Raw genomic sequence first — 25,949 nt, 5'->3', positions numbered from 1 at the left:
ATCTGGTTTTTTATTTGTTCAAACTACTTTTCGTCGTGAAGATCGTGATTAACAATTTCTAGAATGCCACCGATGTGGTCTTCCATTGTATCGATCTCAGTTCGGGGAAAAGTGGCAAGGAGTGATTTTGCCATTTCTTGGATCCGTGCGTACCAGTGTTGATAAACAGCTTCGCCACGTTCCAATAATTTAAGATTGTGAATCCGACGGTCCATGCTTCCTTCGACCTGTTCAACGAGGTCGAGGTGCATGAGTGCCGTAATCCGTGTGGAGAGTAAGGGGCTTGAAATCCGAAAAGTTCGGCTAAGCTTTGTGGACGTGATCCCAGGTTCAAGACCAATTTGGGTGATGAGAAGAATGTCACGGAAACTGAGCTTATTTAAATCAGCCACATCAACGGTAATTTTTTGAAGCGCGTAAATCTCTGTTAAGTAGCCGTGAATAAGGAGTGTAGTCACCCGGTCAATATCGGCTTGAGAAGGGGTAGTTGATTCTGTCACGTTAAGAGCTCCAATCTTAATCATATAGTTTAGAATATTAGCAATAAAAATAAGTGCTAATTTTAGAATAGGCAGAATCAGTATACAGTTCAACCGTTTAATAGTTACAAGTATGTGACAAATTAGCGGCAAATGAGTGTGAAGGCCAAAAAAATGACTAAGAATGCCCCTTTAACAGTAATTGAACGGGTACAATGAAAAAAGAAACGTGGCTAATTAACGGGAGGAACGAAATGGCACAAACAAAGCGTCACGTAGCAGTTTATGTGACGGGCGGCATTGCCGTTTATAAAGCAGCAATGGTGGTTCGTGGATTGATGAAGGCGGGCATGACGGTTCGCGTGGCGCTGACTCCGGCCGCAACCAAGTTTGTCACCCCGTTAACATTTGCTGCGCTGACGAAAACACCGGTACTAACAGATCTGTTTGCAAAAGAGAATGAAGCAACCATTCCCCATATCGAGTTGGCTGACTGGACGGATGTTGCCGTTGTGGTGCCGGCAACGGCCAACATCATTGCGAAGATGGCAACGGGTCTGGCTGACGAGGTCGTCTCAACGAGTTTACTGGCCACCACAGCGCCAAAAATTGTGGTGCCAGCAATGAATGAACACATGTGGTTAGCCAAGGCGACCCAACGAAATGTATCGCTACTAGAACAAGATGGGGTGACTGTGATGGCGCCTGCGGCTGGTGCATTGGCGGAAGGCTATGCTGGATTAGGCCGACTCCCTGAACCAGATGAAATCGTTACGTTTATTGGCGATCAGATGCATGAGTCCGGGCCATTAGCTGGTGACCAGATCATGGTCACGGCCGGTGGAACTAAAGAACGGTTGGATCCAGTACGTTATTTAGGTAATGATTCATCTGGAAAGATGGGGTACGCAGTGGCCACGGCGGCCGCTCGTGCGGGGGCAACAGTGACGCTAATTTCAACGGTCACCCGGCCCATTGTACCTGGGGTCGAAGTTGTCCCTGTGACCACGGCCGCTGAAATGTTGGCGGCAATGGACGCACGGTTTGATGACCAGGATGCGGTGGTGATGGCAGCGGCCGTCGCTGATTTTCGGCCGGCAACCACAGCCTCACAAAAAATTAAAAAGGTTCCCGGTGAGGACGCGCTAACGCTTCAATTGGTGAAAAATCCAGACTTACTGAAAACCTTGGCGGCCAAACGAACGCACCAAGTCATGGTAGGCTTTGCGGCTGAAACGCAAAATTTATTGGCAAACGCAACGGCAAAGTTAACGGGGAAACACCTTGACCTGTTGGTTGCAAACGACGTCTCACGGCCGGAGAGTGGGTTTAATGCGGATGACAATCAAGCAACACTGTTAATGCCGAATCAAGCACCACTTGTGTTGCCACTCATGCCGAAGTCAGCGTTAGCTGAGAAAATTATCGAACAGGTAGCGACGCTAGTGCACGATAAAAAACGTTAAAAAAGCGTTCACATCGGACGGCTCAGGCAGGCGAATGGGAATGAACATGCTACAATGGAACAAGTTTAGGTAAACGTGGAGGACAAACCGTTGGCACAGTATCGAGGAAAGACCGTTGAAGACGCGATTCAAACGGGATTAGCAAAGATTCAACTTGATCGCGATCGGGTCGAAATTAAGGTGATCAGTGAACCCATCACGGGCTGGTTTGGTCGCTTAAAGCAAGCTGCCGTTGTGGAGATCAGTGTAAAAACGGGTGTGCAGGTGACCGGAAATGCCCATGAAGACGCGGCGGAAGTCGCCGGTGGTTCCAGCCATCCGGCGGCCCCGGTCGATCACCCACATAAAACTACAGCGCCCACGAATCAAAAAAACGCTGCTGTGCGCGACGAGGAGTTGGCCCGGGATGTAACAGCTACGGCAGCAGTTCGTGAACGCGAGGGGGCCCATCCCCATGCTAGTAGCCACCGAGCAGCCGCTGTGACCGAACCAGCGACGCCGGGGGAAGCTAGTGGTAGTTTGTCATCGGCTGAATTACGGGCCCGTCAGGAAGCCAATCAGGAACGGCTCAACGCCAACTTGGAGCAGGTTGCCAACTACCTGCTGGATGTTTTAGCTGAGATTGGGGTTGATGCAGACGCCGAGGCTGAAACATATCACCACGGTGCAACGATTACGTTTATGACGGAACAAGAAGGGTTATTGATCGGGCGCCACGGCCGCACAATCAACGCCCTTCAGGTGCTGGGCCAAACGTTTATGCTGCGGCTCGGGATGCAACACTTTGAGCTGATGTTAGATGTTAGCGGGTACCGGGATCGCCGGGCCGCCACGTTGCGCCGCTTGGCAGATGCCACGGCCCGGGATGTGATTGCCAGTGGGGAAGACATCCGGTTGGATCCCATGCCATCATACGAGCGCAAAGTGATCCATGGTCAGCTTGCTAAAAATGATCATGTCACCACCTTTTCACAGGGGCGTGAACCACGGCGGAGCGTCGTCGTTACGCTGCGGTAATCGTTTGACAAATTCGGGCGATGCCTTTAAGATATACACATTCAAAACGAACAATTACTGGTTAAAGTAGTCAAAGTGCTTTTCCCACGTGTATTTACGCGTGGGGTGGCACTTTTTTTATGCCGTTAAACCAGCCGAGAGGAGCTCATATGTCTCAAGCAATTACAGAATTCGACACCATTGCCGCCATTTCAACGCCACCTGGTGAAGGGGCGATTTCCATCGTTCGCCTAAGTGGTGAAGACGCGGTGGCGACGGCACAAGGAGTGTTTAAGGGCCGCAACCTCAGTCAGGTTGCCAGCCACACCATTAATTATGGCCACGTGATCGATCCCGTTAACGGGGATGAAGTGGATGAAGTGATGGTGTCCGTAATGCGTGCGCCAAAGACGTTTACGCGTGAAGACGTGATTGAAATTAATTGTCACGGTGGGATCGTTGCGACAAACCGAATTCTGCAATTGTTGTTGAGCCATGGCGCCCGGTTGGCAGAACCCGGTGAATTCACAAAGCGGGCCTTTTTAAACGGTCGAATCGATCTCTCTCAGGCCGAAGCCGTGATGGATCTAATTCGTGCAAAAACGGACCGGTCCATGAAGGTCGCGTTAAACCAATTAGATGGTAATCTGGCAACGTTGATTCGGAACCTGCGCCAAGACATTTTGGACGTGTTAGCACAGGTTGAGGTCAACATCGATTATCCAGAATACGATGATGTTGAAACCATGACAACCCGGCTGCTATTAGAAAAGGCAACGGATGTTAAAGCCAAAATTGCCGAACTTTTATCAACGGCCCAGCAAGGAAAGGTGCTTCGTGAAGGCCTGGCAACGGCCATTATCGGGCGCCCAAACGTAGGGAAGTCCAGCTTGTTGAACCACTTACTTCATGAGGATAAGGCAATCGTAACGGATGTTGCCGGGACAACCCGTGATGTCATTGAAGAATACGTGAATGTGAAGGGGGTTCCGCTGAAGCTTGTTGATACAGCCGGAATTCGTGACACGGATGATAAGGTCGAAAAGATCGGGGTTGAACGCTCTAAACGGGCGCTGGAAGCCGCTGATCTGGTCCTGCTGGTCATTAATGGGAGTGAACCCTTAACGGCTGAGGATCGCGAGCTGATTGACGCAACGGCCGATAGCAAACGGATTGTCATCCTCAACAAAACGGACCTACCACAGCAAGTTGACTTGGCCGCGTTGCAGGCGGCGGTCGGTGAGAGTGCGGTGATTGCGACGTCCGTTTTGACCAACGACGGGATGGATCAACTTGAGGATCAAATTGCCGATCTATTCTTTGGCGGGATTGAAAATAGCCAAACAACGGTGATGGTCACAAACGCGCGGCACATTGGGCTGTTAAACCAGGCCATGCAAGCACTGGATGACGTGATGAACGGGATTGCTGCGGGGATGCCGGTCGATTTAGTTCAGATTGACATGACCCGGGCGTGGGACCTCCTGGGTGAAATTACCGGGGATTCCGTTCAGGATGAACTGCTGACCCAGCTGTTCTCGCAATTCTGTTTAGGTAAATAACGTAGTTCCATGGGGAACGATCCGCGTGGCGGATGATGAAAGGATTAAACGACATGATTTCAGAAGGAAAGCCTTACCAGGCTGGTGAGTACGACGTTATCGTCGTGGGTGCTGGTCACGCTGGTTCTGAAGCGGCGCTGGCGGCAGCCCGCATGGGGAACAAAACGCTCTTAATGACGATTTCACTTGAAATGGTGGCCTTTATGCCATGTAACCCATCTGTTGGGGGACCAGCCAAGGGCATCGTTGTGCGTGAAATTGACGCCCTTGGTGGCGAAATGGGTCGAAACATCGACAAAACATACGTGCAGATGCGGATGTTGAATACCGGGAAGGGCCCTGCTGTCCGGGCGCTACGGGCGCAAGCAGATAAGCACGCCTACCACGAAGAAATGAAGCTCACCATGGAAAAGGAACCAAACCTGACGTTACGGCAAGGGGTGGTTACTGGGTTAATGGTGGACGATGGCGTTTGTCACGGGGTGATTACGGCAACTGGCGCGCACTATGAGGCCAAGTCCGTTGTGTTGACGGCCGGAACGGCTTCTCGAGGAAAGATCATCATCGGAGAACTGATGTATTCATCGGGCCCGAATAACTCACAGCCATCCATTGAGCTGTCTGAAAACTTGGAAGATCTGGGCTTTGATCTGGAACGGTTTAAGACCGGGACCCCACCACGAGTGGATGGCGGAACGATTCATTATGATGAAACGGAAGAACAACCTGGTGATGACGTGCCAAACCACTTTAGTTTTGACACACCAGACGAAGCATACATTGACGTGAAGAACCAACTGAGCTGTTGGTTAACGTATACCAATGAGCACACCCACGAAATTATTCGTGAAAATTTGGACCGCGCACCGATGTTTTCCGGTGTGATCGAAGGGGTTGGTCCCCGGTACTGTCCGTCGATTGAAGATAAAATTGTGCGGTTTGCCGATAAGGATCGCCACCAATTATTCTTAGAACCAGAAGGTCGTAAGACGGATGAATGGTACGTTCAGGGACTATCAACGTCCATGCCAGAAGAAATTCAGCAAAAGATCGTTCACTCCATTAAGGGACTTGAAGACGCTGAAATGATGCGGCCAGGCTACGCCATTGAATACGATGTTGTGGCCCCATACCAATTACGCAATACGCTAGAAACGAAGCTCATTAAGAACCTGTATACAGCAGGGCAAATGAACGGAACGTCTGGCTATGAAGAAGCCGCTGGGCAAGGGTTGATTGCCGGAATCAATGCAGGTCGGCGGGCCCTTGGCCAAGCTGACTTTACGTTGAAGCGTTCAGACGCCTACATTGGTGTCATGATCGACGACTTGGTGACTAAGGGAACCAAGGAACCATACCGGTTGTTGACGAGCCGGGCCGAATACCGGCTGATCTTGCGGCATGATAACGCAGACTTGCGGTTGACGGCGATGGGTCATGACCTTGGTCTGGTTGATGACGCGCATTACGATCATTTTGAAGACAAGCAGGCAGCGATTGAGGGTGAACTGAAGCGGTTAGCGTCAGTTCGCGTTAAGCCTAACGAGCAGGTCAACGCCTGGTTGGCTGACCATAATGATGCGCCATTGAAGGATGGTGTGTTGGCAGCCGATTTCTTACGGCGGCCAGAAGTCACGTATGCTGATGTGATGCAGTTTATTGAGGCGCCAGCAGAACCACTTGATCGGCGGGTTGTCGAACAAGTGGAAATTGAGCTGAAGTACGCCGGCTACATCAAGAAGGCTGAAGAAAAGATCGCAAAGCTGAAGCGGATGGAAGCAAAGACCATCCCAGCAAACATGGACTACAACGCGATTGAAGGTTTAGCAACGGAAGGCCGGCAAAAGTTGATTAAAATTCAACCGGAAACACTGGCCCAAGCGAGTCGGATTTCAGGGGTCAACCCAGCCGACATTGCCATTTTGTCCGTTTACATTGAACAGGGACGAATCGCTAAAGTAAGTCAGTAACAGTGGTGTGTTTCACATGAAACAATGAAAAGAGCCCTTTGATCAGAGAAAATTTCTGATCAAAGGGCTCTTGTTTGTTGGTTAAAGGGTAATGGCCCGCCAGTGCCAGCGATCGTGTTGCCATGTCTTTGCAAGGAGTTTATCTGCCCGCGTTAGCGCATGTTGATCAACCAGCTGAGCCAATAAGTGTGAATAAGTGATGAGTGCAGCTGGTGCAACATCATGGTCGGTAAGCGTCGTAACGACATCAGGCAGTTGATAATCAAAAATGGTGGCAAGACCAGAAACGGTTGCCCCTGAGTGACGGACGTTCGCAGCAGTTTCAACAAGGCGATTACCGGTAGTGATGACATCCGTTAGCAAGACCACGTGGTCCGTGTTGGCTACGCGGATCGCTGGTTGGTCGTTCATTGCTGTCGCGTCAACAAGTGGTAAAGCAAGCGCTTCGGCAACCAGTGCTGCGTAAGGAAGATCGGGGGTAGACGGACTCATAATGACGGTCGCTTCAGGGAACCTAGTGGTGATCAGATCAGCTAAGCAACACACGATCAGTTGGCGAAGTGGTGGGCGGCCAATCGTTGCGTGAATGTCCGTATAGATGGGGGCCATTAACCCACTTTGGTGTTGAAACGGGTGCTGTGGGTCGAGCTTTATGGCGTCAAGCGTTAGTAACTCATTCGTTAAGATGGCAGTCTGAGTGGGTTGAATTAGCATGTGGCGAGCTCCTTTATAACGGCTTGGTAGGCGGTTAACGGATTGGCTGCCTGGGTAATGGGGCGACCGATGACGAGAGCTGAACTGCCAGCGGCAATGGCGGCCGTTGGTGTCATGGTTCGTAATTGGTCATCTGTGGTACTGCCAACGGGGCGAATGCCCGGTGTGACCAGAAGAAAGTCGTCAGGAACCCACTGCCGGAGACGCGGAAGTTCTTGTGGCGAGCAGATAATGCCGTCAACGCCAGCTTGGTTGGCAAGAGCGGTGAGGTGGTTGACTTGATCCGTCATGGTTCCAGTGACCCGCTGTTCGTGATTGAGCGCCAGTTCTGAAACGGACGTCAATTCTGTGATGGCAAGGAGTTTGGGCGGGGTGACGTGGGCTGTTAACGCGCCGAACCGAAGCCCTCGTTTGGCGGCAATCATCATTTTGGTTCCGCCAAGGGCATGAACAGTGGTGTACTGAACACCAAGCTGGCCAATTTGAAACGCGGCCTGTTCAACGGCTGTCGGAATGTCATGAAGCTTAAGGTCGAGGAAGATGTCACACCCCCGGACCTGTAAATGGGTGATGAGGCTTGGCCCCATGCTATAAAAGAGGGCCATCCCCACCTTGATAACGGGGTGATGGTGCGGTGTCAGCTGATCTAGTAGCTGATCGGTCGCGGCAAGACTGGCAACATCTAATGCAAGAATGATTGGTTTCAAAATGAACATTCCTTTCAACCACCTGGGCACAAAAAAACCAATGGTCTTCTGCCCGGCTAACCGTTCAGTCTCCCCATTGGTGACGTAATTGTGGATTATGATTGAGCTAGCTTATCGACCTCACTGGATCGAGTTAAAGCGGCATGATTTATTTGTTGTTCATAAGCATACTGGATTTTAAAAATCTGTCACTGATTTTATCTGATGATTTTGGCGATTCGATTAGCCCTGTACGAGGGTTGCGGCATGAGCACCAGCGGTTCTGCCTGAATAAAAGGCATAGCCGACGCAGGTCCCGGGCATGTTTGGCCCGTATGTGTCACCGGCAAGGCCAGAGGCGTCGTTTCCGACGGCGTAAAGTCCGGTGATGACCTGACCGTGGGCGTCAAGAACTTCATTTTCAGGCGTAACTTTTAGACCACCCATGGTACAAAAGGCGCCAACACTGAGATCAAACGCGTAGAATGGGCCTTTTTCTAACGGCACCATGTACTGGGCGTCCTTACCAAATTCGGTATCCTGATGATTAGCGGCATCATTGTTATATTGGTTGATCGTGCTGGTCAAGTTAGCGACGTCAACGTGCATTTTCGCTGCTAATTCCTCAACGGTGTCAGCCTTAATGATAAACGGTTTTTCGGCGGCCACTGCGGCGTCGATTTCTTCCTGAAGCTTCGTCATTTTCTGGCCACGTTTGACGTAGACCCCGAGGCCCATGTAATTTCCCGTTTTTGCCATTTTTTCAATGACTGAAGAATCTAGGAGGCTGAACACTTTATTTTGGGTGTAGAGGGCGTTACCGGCGTACGAGAAGTTATAAACGACGCTTTCATCGACAAACCGGTGGCCGTCTTCGTTGACCCATAGAAGTGGTTGCTGACCGGCTGCCGCGTTCATTTCTGAACCCATCATTTTAAATGAGGGTTCATCAGGGTCGTTTAGGTAGCCACCAAATAGCATGGCGGTCCCGAGGCCGTACTGCTCTGCGCCAACATTCCAGGCCATTTGAAGGCCATCACCGGTGCCTTTACCGGAGCTAACGGTCACCAACCGGTCTGTATCGTAGTGGGTGTCAGTTTGCATTAACTGGTGGTTATTGAGGTAGCCACCGGTTGCTAAGATGACGGCTGCTGTGGTGATGGTTTCTGTCGTGTCCGTGGCAAGGTCATGGATGGTAATTGAGGTGATGTGCTGTTGATCCGTTGCGATGGCGGTGGCTTCAGTCGAGGTGCGGATGTCAACACCAAGCGCTTCTGCCTTTGGAAGCAGGGCGTCGTGGATGACCGCGTTCCCCATGCCCTTGTAGATGTGCCACGTTGCTTCGCCATCACCCATGGCCTGCACACCCTCGTATTCCACCCCTTGGTCCTTGAGCCATTCGACGGTGTCAGCACTTTGGTCAATGTAGTTTCGCCAAATGCGTGAATCAGCGCGAAACTTGGAATAGGTGACTTCTTCCTTCAACACGGCGGTTTTGGAAACGTTAATGTGCTGTTCCCTTTGTAGGTAAGAATCAACGGCAAAGAGGCCCTCCGTGTAGTTACTGCTTCCTCCGGTGTTCCGGCCCTTTTCCAACAGTAAGACCTTTGCACCACGTTGCGCTGCGGTAACGGCAGCACTTGTTCCTGACGCACCGGTTCCGACAACAACGACGTCATAATTATGAGTAGACATAAGCTTCCTCCAGTAAGTATGTTATTTAGTGATCAATTGATTTTAAAAATAAAGTGTCTGTATAATAGCGGTAAGTGATTCATCACCCACGCTTATCATAGTGCGTGATGAAGCGGTTTAAAATTGAGCAAAAGGTTCGCCTGGGCAACCACTGGTTCGGGTCAAAGGGTGCATGATGATGGAAATCGAACGGCTAAAAACGTTTTTAAACGTGGTTCAATACGGGAGTTTTCAGCAAGCTGCTCAGAAGATGTATCTGTCACAACGAGCGGTATCAAAACAGATGACGATGATGGAAGATGAACTGGGGGTTCGGTTATTTGAGCGTGGGCAAAACAGCAGTTCATTAACAACACAAGGACACCTGTTTTACGCATCAGCACAGGATATTGTTAACAATTACACGAATGTTTTAGCAGAAATTCAACGTGCTAAGGTCACTGAACAGCAACGGCTTCGAGTTGGTTATTTCTCAGCGTTTGAACAGCGGTTACTACAAAGTGTCTTGTATGAATTGCTTGATCAAGATCAGCACCTTCAGTTGACGGTAACCGAGGGTAGTAATGAGCACCTCATTCATGCAGTGGCAGATGGGACTTTGGACGTTGCCCTTTCCATCAGTTACGGGCACCCAGTGATGATTGAAAGTCCCGCGGTCACTGCGGTGCCAATTTTTACGGGCACAATGGTGATGGGAATCAGTAAGCTGAATCCATTGAGTCGCCAGAAATCGTTAGCCGGAGCGGACATTGGTGAACTGCCGATTCTGTACTATAGTCCCGAAAATTCAACGTTTTTACGTGAAAGCTTTGTGTCGAGCGTGCCGCAGTTGGCTAATGATAAAAAAGTTCATCGCGTAACCAGCGTTGAACAAATGAATTTACTTGTGTCGTTAAATAAGGCCGTTGCGTTTTACCCGAGCGGTCTTTTACCTGCCCCTTTGGATTCACACATGACGTTTGTACCATGGGTGGATGCGGCTGGACAGCGGTATACAATCGACGCGGTTGTTAACACTACGAACCAAAATCCCCTTGTGCCACACGTTTTGGAAGCATTGCGACATGTGGACCGATAATAAAAAAAGTCCTGGTCAGTTGACCGGGACTTTTGCATAGAAAAGGAATATTGTGCATGCTTATTTTTCGCCGCTAATCATGTAAGAACCCATCCACGGACCGGACCACCAGCCGTTTAGGCCGCAAGATTTCGTGGTGATGTTTTTTAAGTCGTGCAGTGCTGCCGCATACTCTTTTAGATTGTGACCGGTATCAACAATAATTAATTGACCACCAGGTTTTAACACACGAACCGCCTCATGGAGCGCCGTTATCCGATCAGCAGCTGGCTTAATGTTGTGAAAAGCAAAGCTAGAAACGACGAGATCAAACTGGTTATCTTCAAGGGTTAAATGCCGCATATCGGCCGTGATAAGCTTGGTGCGGTCTGCAACACCAGCTAGCTTAAGGTTTGCTTCAGTAGCCGCTAATGAATTACTGGACTGATCGCGATTTCGCCACAGATCCACCCCGATGGCTTGACCGTCAGCCGTTAATTTTTGGGCTAGCGGGATCAAAACAGCGCCATGACCAGTGCCAAGATCAAGCACGTGACTTGTGTCAGGGAGCGATAATTGAGCGATGATCTTTTGCCAAATGAGAAACTTTCCTCGAACCGAAGTGTGAAGAAACAACCCGCTACCAATCAGTAAAACAACGCCAAAGATAAGGCTGATTGGCCAGGTGGCATAATCGTGGCTAACCGCGACGCCAATTAAGACGCCCAGGCCACCGAGAAACCAAAGAAGTGGGACGAGCGGTGCATCAATCCCATAACGAATTTTATTCATGAGCTTTCCTACTTTCCTGCTTAGAAACATTAATGATTATAGCATGATTATTTTATGAACGATGAGGATCTGAAAATTTAGCAACGTTTAGATGACAGCAATTTTCGTATTTGAGCGTATAATTTAGAAAACAAAACGAGCGGTGTTAATCAAGAGGAGGTAAACGACATGCTGTATCAAAGTCATTATCAATCGCCACTGGGAGATATTGTCTTACTGAGCGATGAGGAAGCGTTAATGGGTCTGTGGTTTGCGGATCAGAAATATTATGGGGCTGGGTTTGATTTGGCCGACGTGACGGTGGGACAATCGGCACCCATTAAACAAGCAATGGTGTGGCTGACAGCATACTTCGCGGGCGAACAACCAGATATCGGCGAGTTAAAATTAGCACCACAAGTGACCGCATTCCGGCAATCAGTGTTGGCAGCGTTGGCGACGATTCCGTACGGGAGAAGCCTGACCTACAAGCAGGTTGCACAATTGATCACGGATGATGACGCAAAGGCGGCCCAGCTTGCACGAGCCGTTGGGGGTGCTGTTGGTCACAACCCGATTTCCATCATCATCCCGTGTCACCGGGTGGTTGCAACAGATGGGGCACTGACAGGCTACGCTGGTGGAATGGATCGTAAAATTGCCCTATTAGCGTTAGAAGGGTTTGACCGGAGTCATTTGGAACAGCAACACATTTAAAGCGTGGAAGCGGAGGGGCTATCAAGTGACGACGGTTGATTTGCGTGGTCACGGGAAGCAAGTGTACTGTGGCCTTATTATACCCACTAGGGTACCGTGCGGGATTTGTTGGCAGGCATCGAAAAACTAGGTGGCCATGGGATTTTAGTGGGCCAGCAGCTAGTGGCAACCATTAAACAAGCGGGCACTGCACTGAGCCAGCTAACCGTGCCCACCCTTATTTTGATGGGGAGTGAAGACCATGACTTTGCGAACCCTAAGCAAGAAGCAAAGGCGCTCGTAAGTGCGATGCCAGCAGGGCGTGGTCATTATGAAATGTTACCTGGTGTCGGCCACTACGGCCAGGCGCAAGTGCCAGAGCTGGTTGCAGAGAAAATGATTGCGTTTCTTAACGCTAACAATTGAACTTACAAAAAACAGGCTCGTCAAGTTAGAAAAATCTGACTTGAGGGGCCTTTTTTTGTGTTACCGAAAGATTGACTGGGACACGCCCCACAGGGAACCGGGATTAATCCGGGTACCGTAGCGCGTCATCATTTCGCGATACAGTTCATCAGCCGAGTGAGTGGTTTCGGCTAGTTCGTTAAAGGTGGAAATGTAAGCAATCGTTTCATCAAGAATCTTGGGATCATCATCGTTTGTGGGCACTTTGTGGCCAGCAACGACGTGTTCTGGGTGAAGGGTCTTCATGTGTTCATTAACCTTGATCCAATTTTTACGGGCATCAAGGGTCGTTTCAGCCATGAAAGGGTGCACGCCGTTGTAGGTTGCGTCACCAGCGACAACTAATTTGAGATCTGGGACCCATAAACTGGTCGAATCGTGCGTGTCTGTGAAGTTATCGCTCAAAATGTCGATCTGATGGTCTTCCAACTCGAATTGATCAGTAACGACTTCATCCGCGCCAACTAAATGTGCTGGCACCTGGCCGGGGAAAAGCTGTTGCCAAACGGTGGTCACCATTGCTGGCATAATGACGGCAGGAATGGCGTCAGCCGTGGCTTGTGTGGCAATGACCTTGGCATTTGGAAAGGCGTCTTTGAGCATTGCAGCGCCAGAGAAATGATCGGAATGGGCATGAGTAATGTAGATAAACTTCAAATTGACCTTGTGCTGTTTAATCCAGTCGATGAGTTTATTGTTCGCCTCAATTGATAAAAACGTATCAACCAAGATGGCGTCACGGTCACCGTAGATAAGCGTGGCCGTGTTAGCGACCCACTGAAGGTCTTCTGTCCCGGCCGGAATGTTCCGGGTTGAACTGTCACGAACGTCGATGTAAGTATCATAGTTTAAAGTTGTCATTGTTATCATCCTCCTGCGTGCTGTTGTTGATGGTGTTTAATATAAAGCCGGAATGAAGAAGAAACAGTAAACAAATTTTCCCATCTGTGTCATAATACACACATGAGAAAAATGGTGGTGTAAATAATGAATCAACCGAGTGATCGACGAATTTTACGAACACAGAAAAACATCAAACAGGCGTTTACTGAACTGTTAGAACAGAAGCCGTTTGATAAAATTACTGTGGCCGAAGTGGCGGAGCTCGCTGATATTAATCGGCGTACGTTTTATCTGCACTATGAGGACATTTATGCACTGTTAGAGCAGCTTGAGCTTGATCTGATTGGTGAGTTTAATGATGATCTGCAGATTAGTGCTCCCCAAATCCTGCATGAGTTTCAAACGCAATTGCTTGTTTTCCTAGGGCGGCGGAAGCAATTAATGCACGCGTTGCTCAGCAATCCGAACAGTCAGTTTTTAGGTAAAGCAATGGCATTGGCGATTGAACGCGACCTTGCTCACAGTAGTTACACAACAAAAACTGAGCGGAAATATTGCTGGCAATACATTGAACATGGTCTGCGAGGCGTGCTATTAGATTGGTTAGTAACGGCCTCACTACCACAAGCAAAAATGGCCGACTTCATTACCCGTGAGGTCGAAAGTTCATTGGCAGTAAATTGACTATTGCAAAAAATGGTGGAGTGCTTATACTAATAGACAACTCTTATTAGTCGGTAACGATTAATCAAACAATTTCATACGAGTCGTTAACGTGTTTTGCCACAGACTCCATAAATGGGGAAGTCCATCATTGGTTAATGACGTAGTACAAATATCTTTGTATTACGTCACTTTTCTTTTTACAGTCGTATTTGTGTGCAAGACACAGATGCGGCTGTTTTTTTGTCACAGAAAGGATAAGGACATTGCTAGAACATTATTTTAAATTATCTGAGAACAAGACCAACGTTCGAACCGAAGTGTTGGCGGGATTAACAACGTTTGTGGCCATGGCCTACATCATTTTCTTAAATCCGGCTGTGCTTTCCTTAACGGGGATGCCGAGCCAAGGGGTGTTCTTAGCAACGATTTTAACCACCATTGTGGGGACGTTGATTACAGGTCTTTTTGCAAACTTACCCTATGCCTTGGCACCGTCGTTAGGGATGCAGGCGATGTTTACATACACGATTGTATTTGGCCTTGGCTTTACGTGGCAACAAGCGCTTGGAATGGTATTTCTGGTAGGGCTAGTGGACGTTATCATCACCCTAACCAAGGTTCGGGCGATGATCGTTAAGGGAATTCCCAATTCGCTGAAGCACGGGATTGCAGCGGGGATTGGGTTATTTATCTCTTACATCGGTTTAAATAATGCCGGCTTTTTGAACTTTAACATTGGGTCTAAAAGCATCCTTTCAGTCAATGACACTGCTTACCATGGGCAAACGATCCACCATGCGATTGAGAGTGTGATGTCTGGTTCAGGAACAACGCCAGGAATCGCGCTGTTTAACACACCGGGAGTGCTCTTAGCGCTGATCGGATTAGTGGTGTTGATCTTATTGGTTATCATGAACGTACCTGGTGCGTTTATTATTTCTGTGATTATTACAACGCTAATTGGAATTCCGATGGGAGTGACTAATACCCATGTTCAGGGATTGGCTGCCTTCCACACAACGTTTAAAGATTTTGGTTCGATTTTTGGGCAGGCACTGGGAAGTAAGGGACTCGGGTCCATGTTTACCACGCCTGGACATATCTTAGTGGTGATTTTAACGGTCTTCTCGATGGGACTCTCCGGTTTGTTTGATGCAATCGGAACATTCATTGGAACGGGGATGTCGACCGGGATCTTCTCTGAAGCAGATCAAAAAGAATTTTATGAAGGTAAAGGCTTTAAGTCTAAAATGGATCGGGGGCTAGTCTCGGATACGTTTGCAACCATGTTCGCCGGGATTTTAGGAACGTCAAACACAACGACGTTCATTGAAGCTTCTGCTGGGATTAAGGCCGGTGGACGGACCGGGTTGACTGCTGTCACAGTAGCTGCCGGATTTGCATTATCCTTAGTCTTTGCTCCGTTTGTTAACGTTATTCCGGGTGCCGCAACCGCTCCAATTTTGATTGTTGTCGGCATTATGATGATGAATGAATTTAAGCTGATTGATTGGGAAAATCTTGAAGTTGCGGTGCCAGCGTTCTTCACGGCCGCCTTCATGGCGTTCTCTTATTCCATTTCATACGGAATTGCTGCTGGGTTTATCTTCTATATCTTAGTGAAATCAGCCAAACGTAAATTTAACGAAATTAGCCCAATTCTGTGGGTGATCACCGCATTATTCTTACTGAACTTTGTTGTGTTAGCATTAAATTCAAAATAAATTGCTTGATGGGAAAAAGGCCGCTAACGGAAGTTAGCGGCCTTTTTCATGTGTTATTTATATTGATTGATCAATTTTTTTAACTCTGTTTGAGCAGCCGTATCAGCAGACACTTCAAACTGTTCATCTGGTTCGTGAGCAGTGGTTCCTTCGCCACTGGTTTGACCAAAGCCTGTATTTGTCGAAACAGGTGTCCCATTACCGGTTTTTAGTTCATAGACAACGCCGTTATCGCCAAGCAAATACTTACTGACTGGTTTATCAAAATCCATTCCACCGGCATTGTAGTTTCCTGCAAAAGAGCCCTGATACAAGTCTTGCTTACCGGTGTCACCATTTTTGGATTTATAAAACACACAGCCACCCACTGAATGAATGCTGAAGGCGCTGGCACCAGGGTTTTCATTGTCCTGAACTTGGACACGCCCATCAGGCGTATTTGCATACCAATCGCCACTTCCCGCAGCCCCGTGGTCAAAGTACCAATCACTAACTGCCATGTGGCCGATTAAAGCACGCCCATCTGCCCAAGTTAAAAAGGAATCATTGATTTGTCGTTTTTGCTGGTAACTAAGGGACACCGACGTTGACGAAGTGTCGTGTTCACTAGTTGTTGAACTTGAGGACTGGTCAGTGAATGAATGATTTGAGTCAGTGACGGTGGTTTTTTTTAAAGAAGAATGATCTAAGAGTGAATCATTTTCACTATTAGCGCTATTTTGACAGCCAGTTAGAACCAGAAGTGTAAGAACTGATAATGATAGGATGAGGGCTTTTTTCATGAGGTTCTCCAGATTTAAGGATTTAATTATCGTTACTAATCACTATTTATCGAATTAGTAATAATTTCATACTAAGCCAAAATGAACTGGTTTTCACGGAAAATTATTGAAGTGGCATACGGGAAAATTTCTGAAGGAGAGTGGTGAATGTTTGAGGCGATAATGCTATGCCATAATGTGAATTTAAAAAGCTAACACAAACGACAATTAGTAAGTCGTCATTGTGTTAGCCCTTCACGGTATCATCAAGGATTCATGATTGTTAAATTTGGTGGCGATTGTTTCACGTGAAACAGTGCTTATGTGAATATCGCCATTAAGGCTTAATGTAAGCAAAACCACGGCTTTGTAATTCCGCTAAGTCGACCACGCCCGCTGGAACAATCGTGGCAAATGCAGGAATGTCATCTTCGGAGAGGTTATGTGAGTTCATCGCATTATGACATGCGTGAAAGGCGACCGTTGGCAATTGTGCCATGGCAGCTTGTAAAACGGGGTCTGTGAATCCTGTAATTGCGTCACCGTTAATTACTAGGACGAGTTCAGCAGTTGGGACAATAGCCAAGAAATTATGAAGATTTCTCAAAGCGTGTTCGATTTTATTGGGTTCATCTACATGGAAAACGGCCTTCATTGGTTGCATGTGTTATTCCTCCTGTGATGGCTAGGTTCGGTACTGATCACTGAACTCAACTGTATCACCAAACGGCCAATAACTTATGGTTAGCGTCCCTGAAAGAAAGCCAGAGTTAGCGATGGCGTGTTTTGTTCATACTGTGCAGGATTAGCCAATTAACCAGAAGAACGACGGCTAAGCCCATTAGGAAGCCGCCAAATGAAGGAAGATTGGCCATGGTGAGGATAATCCCGATCACTAGCGTCAGGATTAAAGCAGCGAGGGCCTTTCTTGAAGTCAAATGAGCCATGATGTCTCGCCCGCGTTTAGAATGATGATTGATGCCCAATGTTTCCTTAAGGTTGTTAAGGATAAATAACGCCGCAACGTTAATCATGCCAAAGAGAAAAATGGCTAAAGATAAGTCGTGTGACAGTTTGATCAGGTTGAATGAATCACTCGTCATTAAGATGATAAAAATAATGTCGACAGTAACGAGTAATGCAGTCAGTGGTCGAAGCCGTTTTTCAACTTCTTTCTTCTTTAAATAGGTTTGCATGTTGGCGTCCTCCTTTAACAAGATGTCTAACGAAATATCGAAGTAGTCGCTGATGGCAATGAGGCTAAGAATGTCAGGGTAGGATTTTTGATTTTCCCAGCTCGAGATTGTTTGTCGGGTGACCATAAAATCGGTTGCGACGTGTTCTTGCGTCAAGCCTTTATCAAGCCGTGCCTTTTTTAAACGTTGGCCAAATTCCAAAGTAATCACCTTGCTTTCTGAAATTAGTGTAGGCAATTATGGTTGTGATTGGTAGCAATGATTCTATGCGACCGCGACATGACGGGGATTTGAAGGATTATTTTTATGGCTGGTAATGTTGCCATGTTTAATAAAAGTGCTTTTGAGCGCACAAAAAAACCAGCAACCACGGCGAGTTAACGCTTCGTGAAAGCTGGTTAATGTTATATGATGGATCGCCAGGGGAATTAACCCGGAAATCTAGGAATCCTATTGTACCAGCCGTTACACATGTTTCATGTGGAACTTTATTGAACTTGGCTACCCTTTTGGCTTCCCCCGAGGAAGTCTGCTAGTTGATTAGCGGCGGCACGGTCTTGTTCCTCTGTTGTATGGATGTAAGTGTTAAAGACTGTTTGTACATCAGCATCCCCCATACGGTTCTGAATCTCCTTGATAGGGACACCAGCAGCAAACATGGCTGAAACGCTTGTGTGGCGTAAGCCGTGGACTGAGATGTACCGTAAACCGTTATCTTTGATGATCTTCGATAACCATTTGTGCGGTGTGTCTAGTGACTTGTATTTGCCCTTGCTGTTAGGGAAAACTAGCAAATGAGCCGTTGCGTTGAGATTGTTCCCACGCATGAGTAACTGTTGTTGTTGAGCTAAATGCCATTGTTTGAGGTACTGTAGTGTTTTGATGTCTAGAGGAATAGTGCGCATCCCCTTGGCCGTTTTAGTAGCGTTCAGTATTGTGTGACCACCTACACCCTGTGAGAGCGTCTTAGAGATGATCAGGGTACTCTTATTGAAATCTATATCAGACCATTCAAGTGCTAGTATTTCGCTACGTCTGGCGCCTGTATAAGCATAGACCCAGAATAGAGTGAACTTCTCTGGTTCAGCTAGCGGATCAATGCAATTAAAAAACGTTGCAAGTTCATCACGACTCCAGAAGTTCTCAGACTGTTTACCAGCCTTAGCCTCATGCTTGGGTACTGTTACGAGTTTAGCAGGGTTCTTCTCAATGTAGCCACGTTTTAGTGAAAACTGAAACAGCAGGGAGGTAAAATAGTACCAACGCCGGTAACCAGCGGTAGTGAACCTAAACCACTTGTTTACTGCTTGCTGAACTTGATCTATTGTAATGGTACGCATCCGCAAATCACCGAATGCTGGTAGGATGTGATTTTCAAACATTTTATTTGTTTTCGCCCAGGTGCTTTCACGGACAGTATTCTGATAGACCGGAAACCATTCAGCAAAGACCTCAGAAAACAGAATATTATTTTCTTTTGGTGTGTCGCCATAGTCTTCCGCTTGTACCTCTAAGCGTGAAAGTGCTACGGCGGCCTCTTTTTTTGACTTAAAGCCACGTCTACGAGTACGTTTTTTACGGCCAGTTTGTGGATTTACACCCATGTATAGCTGGAACTCGTAACGTTTGTTGCCATCTTTATCTTGGTATTCATTAATGCTTGCCATTGTGTAGTCTCCTTAACTACCTGTGCGGGGCGAGTAAGGGAAATGGCGGTGCTTAGTTATGTGGTGGCATCACTCCTTTCAAAGAAAAAACTATAGATGATTAAATTCGGCCGTATACTTTGTGTGTTCATCTGTGGGCTGGATATCTGTGTATGCAACTGAAATGTCCAAATTTTTAATAAGAGCATACAAGTCAGGAATTAGAACTTGAGTTTTCTCACGGTTAGCAAAGGATACATGTCTATCTTTTGTGTTCGGTTTTTTTGCATTTGCCGTTTTCCAGTCAATGAAGTAGTCAAAGTAAAGAAGGTCTTTCTTTTCGACTTGATATGTTGAAGCAATAGTCGATCTAGGAACGTTACTGATGAAAATAGCGTGACAGTGTGAGTCTATCGTACTTAAAACTTTAAAAAAGTTATCATGACCATCGCCAGATTCGATATGGAAAAAGCGAAATAGTTTGTTTCGCAGATCCTTTGAAATATCTATTTTGAAACTAGTGTCTGTATTTAGTGGTAGTACGTTCTGTGTTCCTCGTTCAACGAATGTTAATCTGATTTTTTTGTTGCCAGGGAGTACGTCACCAACACGTTCTAGTAAAAGTGAGTAATCATGGTTCTTATGCCTTAATTCAAATGCTTGCACATTGCTGTCCCTTGGAACCATCTGAGATTGATAATGTTGTTTTAGAGCTCGAAATTCAAAAGTATACTTCTTCGCTTTGATTGATTTGCTCAGGCTAGGAGTTCTAACGCCAATTTTCATAGAATGATCTCCATTGTTTTATAAGTTTGTTGCTAGGGGATGAATTGAAACAGGTCATTTGAAATCACTTGTTTTTTAGTGGGCTCATCCCCGTTGCTGTGTAGTTGAAAATACGGAGAAACGAAAAGGCGGAGTCATTTAGTAGACGTCAAAAGGGCCAAATTGATACATAGTACTAGACGTTTTACTCAATGAATCGAAAGAAACAGATTGGGTAAATGGGCGTTCGTGAAAACCGGAGTTGAATACCCAGTCAACATCAACAGCCTGGCTTAAACCCATGAAGCTCATGAGCTTGATGCAAAGCTGTGTGGTTAATGGTTCTAGATTTATATAGTTTGGTAAGTTCAAATCACAAAACGTTCTTATTTCGGGTTTTTCTAAAGAATGATGAGTAGACCAGTACTCAGACAAAGCAGCGTTTTCTTCACTGAGGTTTTTAACATCTTTAACTAACAAATCTTGTACGCTGATTTGTTTGATGGCGTTTAACCTGAGAGCTTTAAAAAGCCTGCTTGAAAGTTCATCTTTGCCATCATCTGTTTTTAAGTCCATATCTAATTGGATTGATCGTGTAGCATTAGCAATCATATCTTTTAGATTAGTGATGTCTCGATCCGTTAAATTGTCTGAATGCCAAGCATCTAGTTCAAAAGGAATTGATGCCTTAGAAAATTCACTATTAATTTCAGCAAAAAAAGTAAATCGTCTATACACCTTTTGTCCCTTAATCATGCTTGTATAGTGGCTGTTTTCAAACAGATCACTTATTGATGCAGAAATAGGATTTGGAGCAATAAGTTCATAAAGCTCGATATTTAGGGCTGTGCAAATCTTTTGAAGCGTCTTGATTTGCGTGCCCTCTGGAAGTTCATCAGCGGCAGCCAAAGCCGTTAGTGTATTACGAGCAATGCCTGTCATTGCAGGCTGTGACAACTTGTTGATAGATATATCTCGTTCTTTTAGGATGCGATTTAAATTAATTTTCATGGTTGAATACCGTCTTTCTAAGTAGCTATGAATGAAATATAACACTTGTTGTTGCTTTTTTAAACATCAGGCTGTATAACTGTACTTAAAAATAGCTAAAAACAATAAATTCAAGTAAAAATTGATACTTGAAAATTCAGGAGGGAAAAACGATGTCATTAGAAAACTTATCCATCCGTGAGGCAATTGAGCAAAGACGGTTGCGGTATTGGGAGGTTGCTCAGGCTGTAGGAATTACTAGTAGTCAGTTATCTGTTTGGCTTAGAACACCGCTAAACGATACCCATAAGCAACGTGTGGAAGATGCTATTAAGTTACTGTCATCTAAGTAAAGGAGGATAGACTATGCAGGAACTACGTGTACCTGTTCCGGTCGAGGTTGAGGCACAACTGAAAGCGATGATGATGGATGCTGCTAAAGAGGCGTTTACTATCACAGCTAAGCGACAGGCTCTACCGCGTTATATGACCAAGACGCAAGCAACCGAGTATCTCCAGTGTTCATTTAACACATTGCAAGGCTACATTGCTCAAGGGTTACGAGTTATTACGGTAGGCAATAACCAACGGATCGACAAAGTGGACGCTGATAAGTTCTATTCAGAACACAAAATGTAAAGCCTGTGCGGGGCGATTATTAGTAGACACAAAAAGAGGATGCCTTTAACAGCATCCCCCGACACATAGCATTACCGAGGTACTGTTTTAGTACCTCAGGGCAAAATAAAAGGGGGTACCCAAAATGGTGACCCCTTACAAATTGAATAGTCTCACGTCACTAAAGGAGCGTACAACTATGACGGAAAATAAAAAGGCTTCGCTTAGCTTTGGACGGCAGCGAAACCAACGAAAAAGCCTATTGAGTAGGTGCTTTTCGTCTGCAATTGTACCAGAAAGTTACAGGTATAGCCATGCAGGACTATGTATTTACGAACAGCTTAAAGATCACTGATGAACTATACACCACAGCGGATGTTATCGCTGAATACTCTAATAACACATTGAAAGCCGTTAATGACTTAATCAGAAACTACCAGACAGAATTAAAAGCATTTGGCAAAGTTGAGTTTAGCGTTTTGAAATCGCTAAACCCCAAAGGTGGACGCCCTCGGAAGCAATGGCACTTAAACGAGAATCAAGCCACGTTCTTAATTACATTACTGGATAATACGCCCCAGGTCGTTGCCTTTAAGTTGGAACTGGTTAAGCAATTCAGCAAGCAACGCCGGCAGTTACAACATGCTCAGATGCTTTACCAGCAGGGTAAGACTGTCAGTAAGAGCCTGGGGGATGCCATTAAAGAAAACGAGAACAGTAACCCTCACGACTACGCAAATTATAACCGCCTGATCTATAAGACAGCATTAGGAGTCTCAACGGTTGAATTGAAGCGTTCTCGCCACGTTGGTAAACACGAGAGCCTTACTCAGTATCTGACGGCTAAGGAGTCCCTGGCTGTTCAAAAAGTAAAGAACCAGGTTATCACGTTGCTAGAACTCAAAATGGGCTATGGCGTAATTAAGTCAATGGTGGGACGCCAAGGCATTATTTACCAGGTTACGTTACCAGCCAAGCAGGAGGTGGTCAGCAATGCTTAAGACAGTACAACGGACTCTAAACAATGTGGCAGACTACACGCACATCCCCGTCAATCAGCTTTGGTTAGCGGTGCTCTACTACGGTGTGATGCTTGTGGCGGTGCTGATTTCAGTAAGCCAGATTGGGGGATGAGGTTCATGCTGAATAAACTACTATGTGTTATCCGTGGCCACCGCTATGTGTATGTTGGCACCATGACCATGAACGGCAGTAAGTACCGCTGTTACAAGTGTGGACAGTGTGGACGGACAAAGAAAGAGGCTTACTAGGATGGATCAAGAAGAACGTTATCAATTACTAACCAGGGCAGAAAAGCGTCAGATCATTAAGGCGAAGCAAGCCTTTGCTACGCTAATGGGATCAACTAAATTAGCAGCATTACAAAAGGAAGAATGGCGCAAAGTGATCTACTACGAGGTTAAACGTACCAATTTTGGCTATCGTAATCGGGATAGTGAAGCAGACCTACGGGCAATGTTTCATGTGGTGGAGATACTGAAGCATTACACGCCTCGAGAATTTATGAACATCTTCCCAGTTGATAAGGATTACTTAAAACCTGGTGCTGATTGGAAAGACTATTTTTCTACCATGCGGATGATTCATAAACAAGGCATTGATGAACTCATCAAAGAGCCTTACGAGTTCTTAACGGACTACATGAATAATGAAACCATGCTGTTCATCGTACGACTAACCGTGAGTATCAGCCATCAGAGAGAGCGTCAAGGTGGTAAGTCGTTACTATCAGAGTTCTTTGGACTTGAACAATTTGGGTAGGGAAAACTATCAGCATCAATTTTGAGCCTGATTTACAGGCGTATGAATAAGGAACTGAGCACATGAACCGGTTCGCCGGTATATGTTTACCCGGAAATAAGTAGAGTGGCCACAGTGGCTGTTTAAAAGTCGTGTGTGGAACTATAGATGAATGTGGAGGATTCGACCAATGAAACAACTGGATGCTGAACCACAGTATGATTTAAATGACTTGCAGTACACGTTATTGAAGGCACGTGACTTAGTGAGAGTGCTGTTTGATTATGACGAAGCAATTGATGAGGAGCTAGTTAAATGGAATTGGAACCCCACTAACGATAATGCTTTTGGTGTCGCTTGGGAAGAGGACCGCCAGAGTGAGCTACGGAGTACAATGCACAGGCTGTTCTTGATCTACTTGAACAAGCTGACAAGGGTATCGATGAGTTGTTTAAGCAATAGCTTGCTAATGCAGACTGACTATCGGACTGGATCAAGTTAATTGATTCAGTTTTGTTGTCTTTGGGATAAGCAAAGTGACCATCGAGAAAGGTCATTCAAAGCAATTCATATCCGCGAGATTAACGGGTATGAAATAATTATCGATTAGGCTATGTCGTTGTCGTTCTAAACGATAACGGATTTATTAAAGGTCATTATGTAAACAATTTAGGGGGGCGGCCTAGTGCTAAATGAGAGAGCTCACACATGTGCGTCTCGCTCTCTGAAAATGCAGTAATTAAAAACTTTTGAAAGGCTCCATTTTGCAAACAATAACAAGTGTACTTATGAGTACGGTTGTATGAATCTACCCCCGCCCCTTATGGATAGTGAGAGGAGCACACACAGTACCATTTTCTTGTGGCGGAGAGTAATTTTTAACATTTTTGACCCCGGGGGGTGAACCCGTTCTTCATTCATATGGATGTAATGTTGAAGTCAGTGGTAGCAAGGAGATAGTCAAAATATTGCCAACACGAAATAGCATACCTAGTAAGGATCCAGCTCAGTTTTTAGAATCACTTTCGATAGATGATTATCAGAATAGTTACACATAAACTACCATAATTTAATCAAGGAAAGGAAGAAATGAAATGTCAGTTAATAGGCGTAGCGCTAAGCAAATGAGACGTTTTTTGAACATTGATATGGACGTATATACCGAGGCCGGTAAGGTATTAAGCAAAAATGCTCTTTCCTTGTGGATTATTATGTTAGATAACACCAAAGAGTGGCGTTTTAGTGCAGCTGAGCTTAAGCAACGAGCGGTATTGTCTGATAAGCAGTACACCAATGCAGTTAAGGAATTACGTCAGTACGGGCTTGTTTCAATGCACAGAAGCCGAAAGCAAGGACGTTTTGTTTATGACTATGATGTATTTGATACGCCTCAAGTTAAGATGAAAGAGAGTACTCCACCAGGTGCCCCTGAGGGCGAACGGTGGGATGATTCAGAAAAGCCGGTCTTAAGCGATTCTGAAAATACGAATGCTGATATAGAGGTATTCTCACCAGGTGCCCTAAACCATGGTACGGTGAAGGGCATAGTAACAAGCACTAATAAACAATCAATAATAACAAGCAATAAAAAACAAGAAGCTCACTTTGACCAAGTGGGCCCGATTGTTCCCTTTAATTCAAAAACTCAAAAATCAAAGTCAAAACAAGAAGTACCTAAAATAGATGCTGATTTGAATGAGGCAGTAATAACTGCTATTGAACAACGTCATCCAAGTAAACAGTACCTGATTGATATAGATAAGCTTGCTCTGAATGATAGTTTGAAGAAACTGGAGCAACATACTGATAGGGTAAATGCTAGACGACTGTTAAAGTTGGCTGCTGCTGAAATGAGTGTGAAGCCACACATTACTAATCCAGTTAGGTACTTGCAGAGTATTGTAGACGATCAGATAAACAACCATGTGACTGATGTCAGTGAAGAAGCTGAACGAGTTAATCAGAGTGGTGGCCATGTATCCTTGTCAAAGCAGATTGGGTTTAAATTGGATGAAGACTACTACCACCAAGAAGATACTTATGACATTGAACAGCTTGAAGAAGCATTGGACAATAACAGTCTGTTCTCGGAGAAACAACAGCTACCACCTGACCCCTTTGTAGAACCACAGAATAGTGAACGTGAAACGATTGATGATGGTTCAGACTTACCATTTTAATTACACGCGAATTTACAATTTAAGTGCAACACATATAAAGGCTCATAACTGAGTCTCCCGTATAATGGTGTTTGGGAAAACAAACCAACGGAGGAAAACAGCTATGAGCCCTTATTGTCATCTTACCATACGTGAACGTGAGCTCATCTATCTTTACCAAGGACTACATTTTTCAATCCGCCGGATTGCGAAGGCGTTGAAAAGAAGCCCTGCCACAATTTCTCGAGAGCTAAAGCGTGGTA

29 protein-coding genes are annotated in these 25,949 nt (G+C 46.0%); 17 read left to right on the top strand and 12 right to left on the bottom strand.

Translation table 11 applies throughout. The features are described from left to right. Nucleotides 1-23: 23 nt before the first annotated feature. Nucleotides 24-500 carry a MarR family winged helix-turn-helix transcriptional regulator gene (locus ACKTR5_RS09555; protein ID WP_407881085.1) on the bottom strand — a complete coding sequence of 159 codons (477 nt, stop codon included), beginning with the start codon at nucleotides 498-500 and terminating at the stop codon, nucleotides 24-26. 233 nt (nucleotides 501-733) lie between these two features. On the opposite strand from ACKTR5_RS09555, the gene coaBC reads away from it, so the two are divergent. From coaBC to mnmG, 4 genes are all read left to right on the top strand, one after another. Next, nucleotides 734-1,945 carry a bifunctional phosphopantothenoylcysteine decarboxylase/phosphopantothenate--cysteine ligase CoaBC gene (gene coaBC, locus ACKTR5_RS09550; protein WP_407881083.1) on the top strand — a complete coding sequence of 404 codons (1,212 nt, stop codon included), beginning with the start codon at nucleotides 734-736 and terminating at the stop codon, nucleotides 1,943-1,945. A gap of 90 nt (nucleotides 1,946-2,035) precedes the next feature. After that, entirely contained in the window at nucleotides 2,036-2,962 is a 927-nt protein-coding gene (jag, locus tag ACKTR5_RS09545; RefSeq protein WP_407881081.1) for an RNA-binding cell elongation regulator Jag/EloR, read from the top strand. Between the two features lie 149 nt (nucleotides 2,963-3,111). Next, nucleotides 3,112-4,503 carry a tRNA uridine-5-carboxymethylaminomethyl(34) synthesis GTPase MnmE gene (mnmE, locus tag ACKTR5_RS09540; RefSeq protein ID WP_407881079.1) on the top strand — a complete coding sequence of 464 codons (1,392 nt, stop codon included), beginning with the start codon at nucleotides 3,112-3,114 and terminating at the stop codon, nucleotides 4,501-4,503. A 53-nt stretch (nucleotides 4,504-4,556) separates the two neighbouring features. Beyond that, nucleotides 4,557-6,473, top strand: a complete 1,917-nt coding sequence (gene mnmG, locus ACKTR5_RS09535; RefSeq protein ID WP_407881077.1) for a tRNA uridine-5-carboxymethylaminomethyl(34) synthesis enzyme MnmG — start codon at nucleotides 4,557-4,559, stop codon at nucleotides 6,471-6,473. Nucleotides 6,474-6,554: 81 nt separating this feature from the next. Here the strand turns inward: mnmG and ACKTR5_RS09530 are convergent, their stop codons facing one another. The 3 genes from ACKTR5_RS09530 to ACKTR5_RS09520 form a co-directional block, all read right to left on the bottom strand. After that, on the bottom strand, nucleotides 6,555-7,187 hold the full coding sequence (locus ACKTR5_RS09530; RefSeq protein ID WP_407881075.1) for an orotate phosphoribosyltransferase: 633 nt from the start codon (nucleotides 7,185-7,187) through the stop codon (nucleotides 6,555-6,557). After that, nucleotides 7,181-7,897 (bottom strand): orotidine-5'-phosphate decarboxylase, encoded by a 717-nt coding sequence (pyrF, locus tag ACKTR5_RS09525; protein ID WP_407881099.1) that lies wholly within the window; start codon nucleotides 7,895-7,897, stop codon nucleotides 7,181-7,183. The genes ACKTR5_RS09530 and pyrF overlap by 7 nt, the downstream gene beginning before the upstream one ends. A 219-nt stretch (nucleotides 7,898-8,116) precedes the next feature. Further along, nucleotides 8,117-9,568 carry an FAD-dependent oxidoreductase gene (locus ACKTR5_RS09520; RefSeq protein ID WP_407881073.1) on the bottom strand — a complete coding sequence of 484 codons (1,452 nt, stop codon included), beginning with the start codon at nucleotides 9,566-9,568 and terminating at the stop codon, nucleotides 8,117-8,119. Between the two features lie 178 nt (nucleotides 9,569-9,746). Between ACKTR5_RS09520 and ACKTR5_RS09515 the strand changes: the two genes are divergently transcribed. Next, nucleotides 9,747-10,646, top strand: coding sequence for a LysR family transcriptional regulator (locus tag ACKTR5_RS09515; RefSeq protein ID WP_407881071.1), 900 nt, complete (start codon nucleotides 9,747-9,749; stop codon nucleotides 10,644-10,646). 60 nt (nucleotides 10,647-10,706) lie between these two features. On the opposite strand, the gene ACKTR5_RS09510 is transcribed toward ACKTR5_RS09515, so the two are convergent. After that, the gene (locus ACKTR5_RS09510; RefSeq protein WP_407881070.1) at nucleotides 10,707-11,417 is read right to left on the bottom strand and encodes a class I SAM-dependent methyltransferase; all 711 of its coding nucleotides are present in this window, start codon (nucleotides 11,415-11,417) and stop codon (nucleotides 10,707-10,709) included. Nucleotides 11,418-11,585: 168 nt separating this feature from the next. Here ACKTR5_RS09510 and ACKTR5_RS09505 point away from each other — a divergent pair, with 168 nt between their 5' ends. Both ACKTR5_RS09505 and ACKTR5_RS09500 read left to right on the top strand, forming a co-directional pair. After that, entirely contained in the window at nucleotides 11,586-12,113 is a 528-nt protein-coding gene (locus ACKTR5_RS09505; RefSeq protein WP_407881068.1) for a methylated-DNA--[protein]-cysteine S-methyltransferase, read from the top strand. Between the two features lie 108 nt (nucleotides 12,114-12,221). After that, nucleotides 12,222-12,518, top strand: coding sequence for an alpha/beta fold hydrolase (locus ACKTR5_RS09500; protein WP_407881067.1), 297 nt, complete (start codon nucleotides 12,222-12,224; stop codon nucleotides 12,516-12,518). A 60-nt stretch (nucleotides 12,519-12,578) separates the two neighbouring features. On the opposite strand, the gene ACKTR5_RS09495 is transcribed toward ACKTR5_RS09500, so the two are convergent. After that, the gene (locus ACKTR5_RS09495; RefSeq protein ID WP_407881065.1) at nucleotides 12,579-13,418 is read right to left on the bottom strand and encodes an MBL fold metallo-hydrolase; all 840 of its coding nucleotides are present in this window, start codon (nucleotides 13,416-13,418) and stop codon (nucleotides 12,579-12,581) included. A 126-nt stretch (nucleotides 13,419-13,544) separates the two neighbouring features. On the opposite strand from ACKTR5_RS09495, the gene ACKTR5_RS09490 reads away from it, so the two are divergent. Together ACKTR5_RS09490 and ACKTR5_RS09485 are read left to right on the top strand one after the other, a co-directional pair. After that, complete coding sequence (locus ACKTR5_RS09490) at nucleotides 13,545-14,084, top strand: TetR/AcrR family transcriptional regulator (RefSeq protein ID WP_407881064.1); 540 nt, start codon at nucleotides 13,545-13,547, stop codon at nucleotides 14,082-14,084. Nucleotides 14,085-14,329: 245 nt separating this feature from the next. After that, a complete protein-coding gene (locus ACKTR5_RS09485) occupies nucleotides 14,330-15,790 on the top strand; it encodes an NCS2 family permease (protein WP_407881062.1) in 1,461 nt (486 codons plus the stop codon). Nucleotides 15,791-15,843: 53 nt separating this feature from the next. Here the strand turns inward: ACKTR5_RS09485 and ACKTR5_RS09480 are convergent, their stop codons facing one another. From ACKTR5_RS09480 to ACKTR5_RS09455, 6 genes are all read right to left on the bottom strand, one after another. After that, entirely contained in the window at nucleotides 15,844-16,572 is a 729-nt protein-coding gene (locus tag ACKTR5_RS09480; RefSeq protein WP_407881060.1) for a hypothetical protein, read from the bottom strand. A gap of 316 nt (nucleotides 16,573-16,888) precedes the next feature. Beyond that, complete coding sequence (locus tag ACKTR5_RS09475; protein WP_407881058.1) at nucleotides 16,889-17,215, bottom strand: DsrE family protein; 327 nt, start codon at nucleotides 17,213-17,215, stop codon at nucleotides 16,889-16,891. A 106-nt stretch (nucleotides 17,216-17,321) separates the two neighbouring features. Further along, complete coding sequence (locus ACKTR5_RS09470) at nucleotides 17,322-17,948, bottom strand: helix-turn-helix domain-containing protein (protein WP_407881057.1); 627 nt, start codon at nucleotides 17,946-17,948, stop codon at nucleotides 17,322-17,324. A 287-nt stretch (nucleotides 17,949-18,235) separates the two neighbouring features. Beyond that, a complete protein-coding gene (locus ACKTR5_RS09465) occupies nucleotides 18,236-19,414 on the bottom strand; it encodes a tyrosine-type recombinase/integrase (RefSeq protein WP_407881055.1) in 1,179 nt (392 codons plus the stop codon). Nucleotides 19,415-19,504: 90 nt separating this feature from the next. After that, on the bottom strand, nucleotides 19,505-20,179 hold the full coding sequence (locus ACKTR5_RS09460; RefSeq protein WP_407881054.1) for a DUF6037 family protein: 675 nt from the start codon (nucleotides 20,177-20,179) through the stop codon (nucleotides 19,505-19,507). A 138-nt stretch (nucleotides 20,180-20,317) separates the two neighbouring features. After that, nucleotides 20,318-21,169 carry a helix-turn-helix domain-containing protein gene (locus ACKTR5_RS09455; protein ID WP_407881053.1) on the bottom strand — a complete coding sequence of 284 codons (852 nt, stop codon included), beginning with the start codon at nucleotides 21,167-21,169 and terminating at the stop codon, nucleotides 20,318-20,320. A 152-nt stretch (nucleotides 21,170-21,321) separates the two neighbouring features. Between ACKTR5_RS09455 and ACKTR5_RS09450 the strand changes: the two genes are divergently transcribed. The 8 genes from ACKTR5_RS09450 to ACKTR5_RS09415 all read left to right on the top strand — a co-directional run. After that, on the top strand, nucleotides 21,322-21,501 hold the full coding sequence (locus ACKTR5_RS09450) for a hypothetical protein (RefSeq protein WP_407881052.1): 180 nt from the start codon (nucleotides 21,322-21,324) through the stop codon (nucleotides 21,499-21,501). A 13-nt stretch (nucleotides 21,502-21,514) separates the two neighbouring features. Continuing rightward, entirely contained in the window at nucleotides 21,515-21,787 is a 273-nt protein-coding gene (locus ACKTR5_RS09445; protein ID WP_407881051.1) for a DNA-binding protein, read from the top strand. A 293-nt stretch (nucleotides 21,788-22,080) separates the two neighbouring features. After that, nucleotides 22,081-22,767, top strand: coding sequence for a Rha family transcriptional regulator (locus ACKTR5_RS09440; protein ID WP_407881050.1), 687 nt, complete (start codon nucleotides 22,081-22,083; stop codon nucleotides 22,765-22,767). Continuing rightward, the gene (locus ACKTR5_RS09435) at nucleotides 22,760-22,900 is read left to right on the top strand and encodes a hypothetical protein (protein ID WP_407881048.1); all 141 of its coding nucleotides are present in this window, start codon (nucleotides 22,760-22,762) and stop codon (nucleotides 22,898-22,900) included. The genes ACKTR5_RS09440 and ACKTR5_RS09435 overlap by 8 nt, the downstream gene beginning before the upstream one ends. A gap of 138 nt (nucleotides 22,901-23,038) precedes the next feature. Beyond that, entirely contained in the window at nucleotides 23,039-23,548 is a 510-nt protein-coding gene (locus tag ACKTR5_RS09430) for a hypothetical protein (protein WP_407881047.1), read from the top strand. Nucleotides 23,549-23,717: 169 nt separating this feature from the next. Next, nucleotides 23,718-24,029 carry a hypothetical protein gene (locus tag ACKTR5_RS09425; protein WP_407881045.1) on the top strand — a complete coding sequence of 104 codons (312 nt, stop codon included), beginning with the start codon at nucleotides 23,718-23,720 and terminating at the stop codon, nucleotides 24,027-24,029. A gap of 592 nt (nucleotides 24,030-24,621) precedes the next feature. Continuing rightward, complete coding sequence (locus ACKTR5_RS09420; RefSeq protein ID WP_407881044.1) at nucleotides 24,622-25,707, top strand: hypothetical protein; 1,086 nt, start codon at nucleotides 24,622-24,624, stop codon at nucleotides 25,705-25,707. A 103-nt stretch (nucleotides 25,708-25,810) separates the two neighbouring features. After that, the coding region (locus tag ACKTR5_RS09415; protein ID WP_456237548.1) for a helix-turn-helix domain-containing protein at nucleotides 25,811-25,949 on the top strand (139 nt) is incomplete at its 3' end.

This window comes from Furfurilactobacillus entadae, assembly GCF_045862745.1.
Taxonomy (GTDB): domain Bacteria; phylum Bacillota; class Bacilli; order Lactobacillales; family Lactobacillaceae; genus Furfurilactobacillus; species Furfurilactobacillus entadae.
This window is presented reverse-complemented; position numbering and strand designations above follow the sequence as displayed.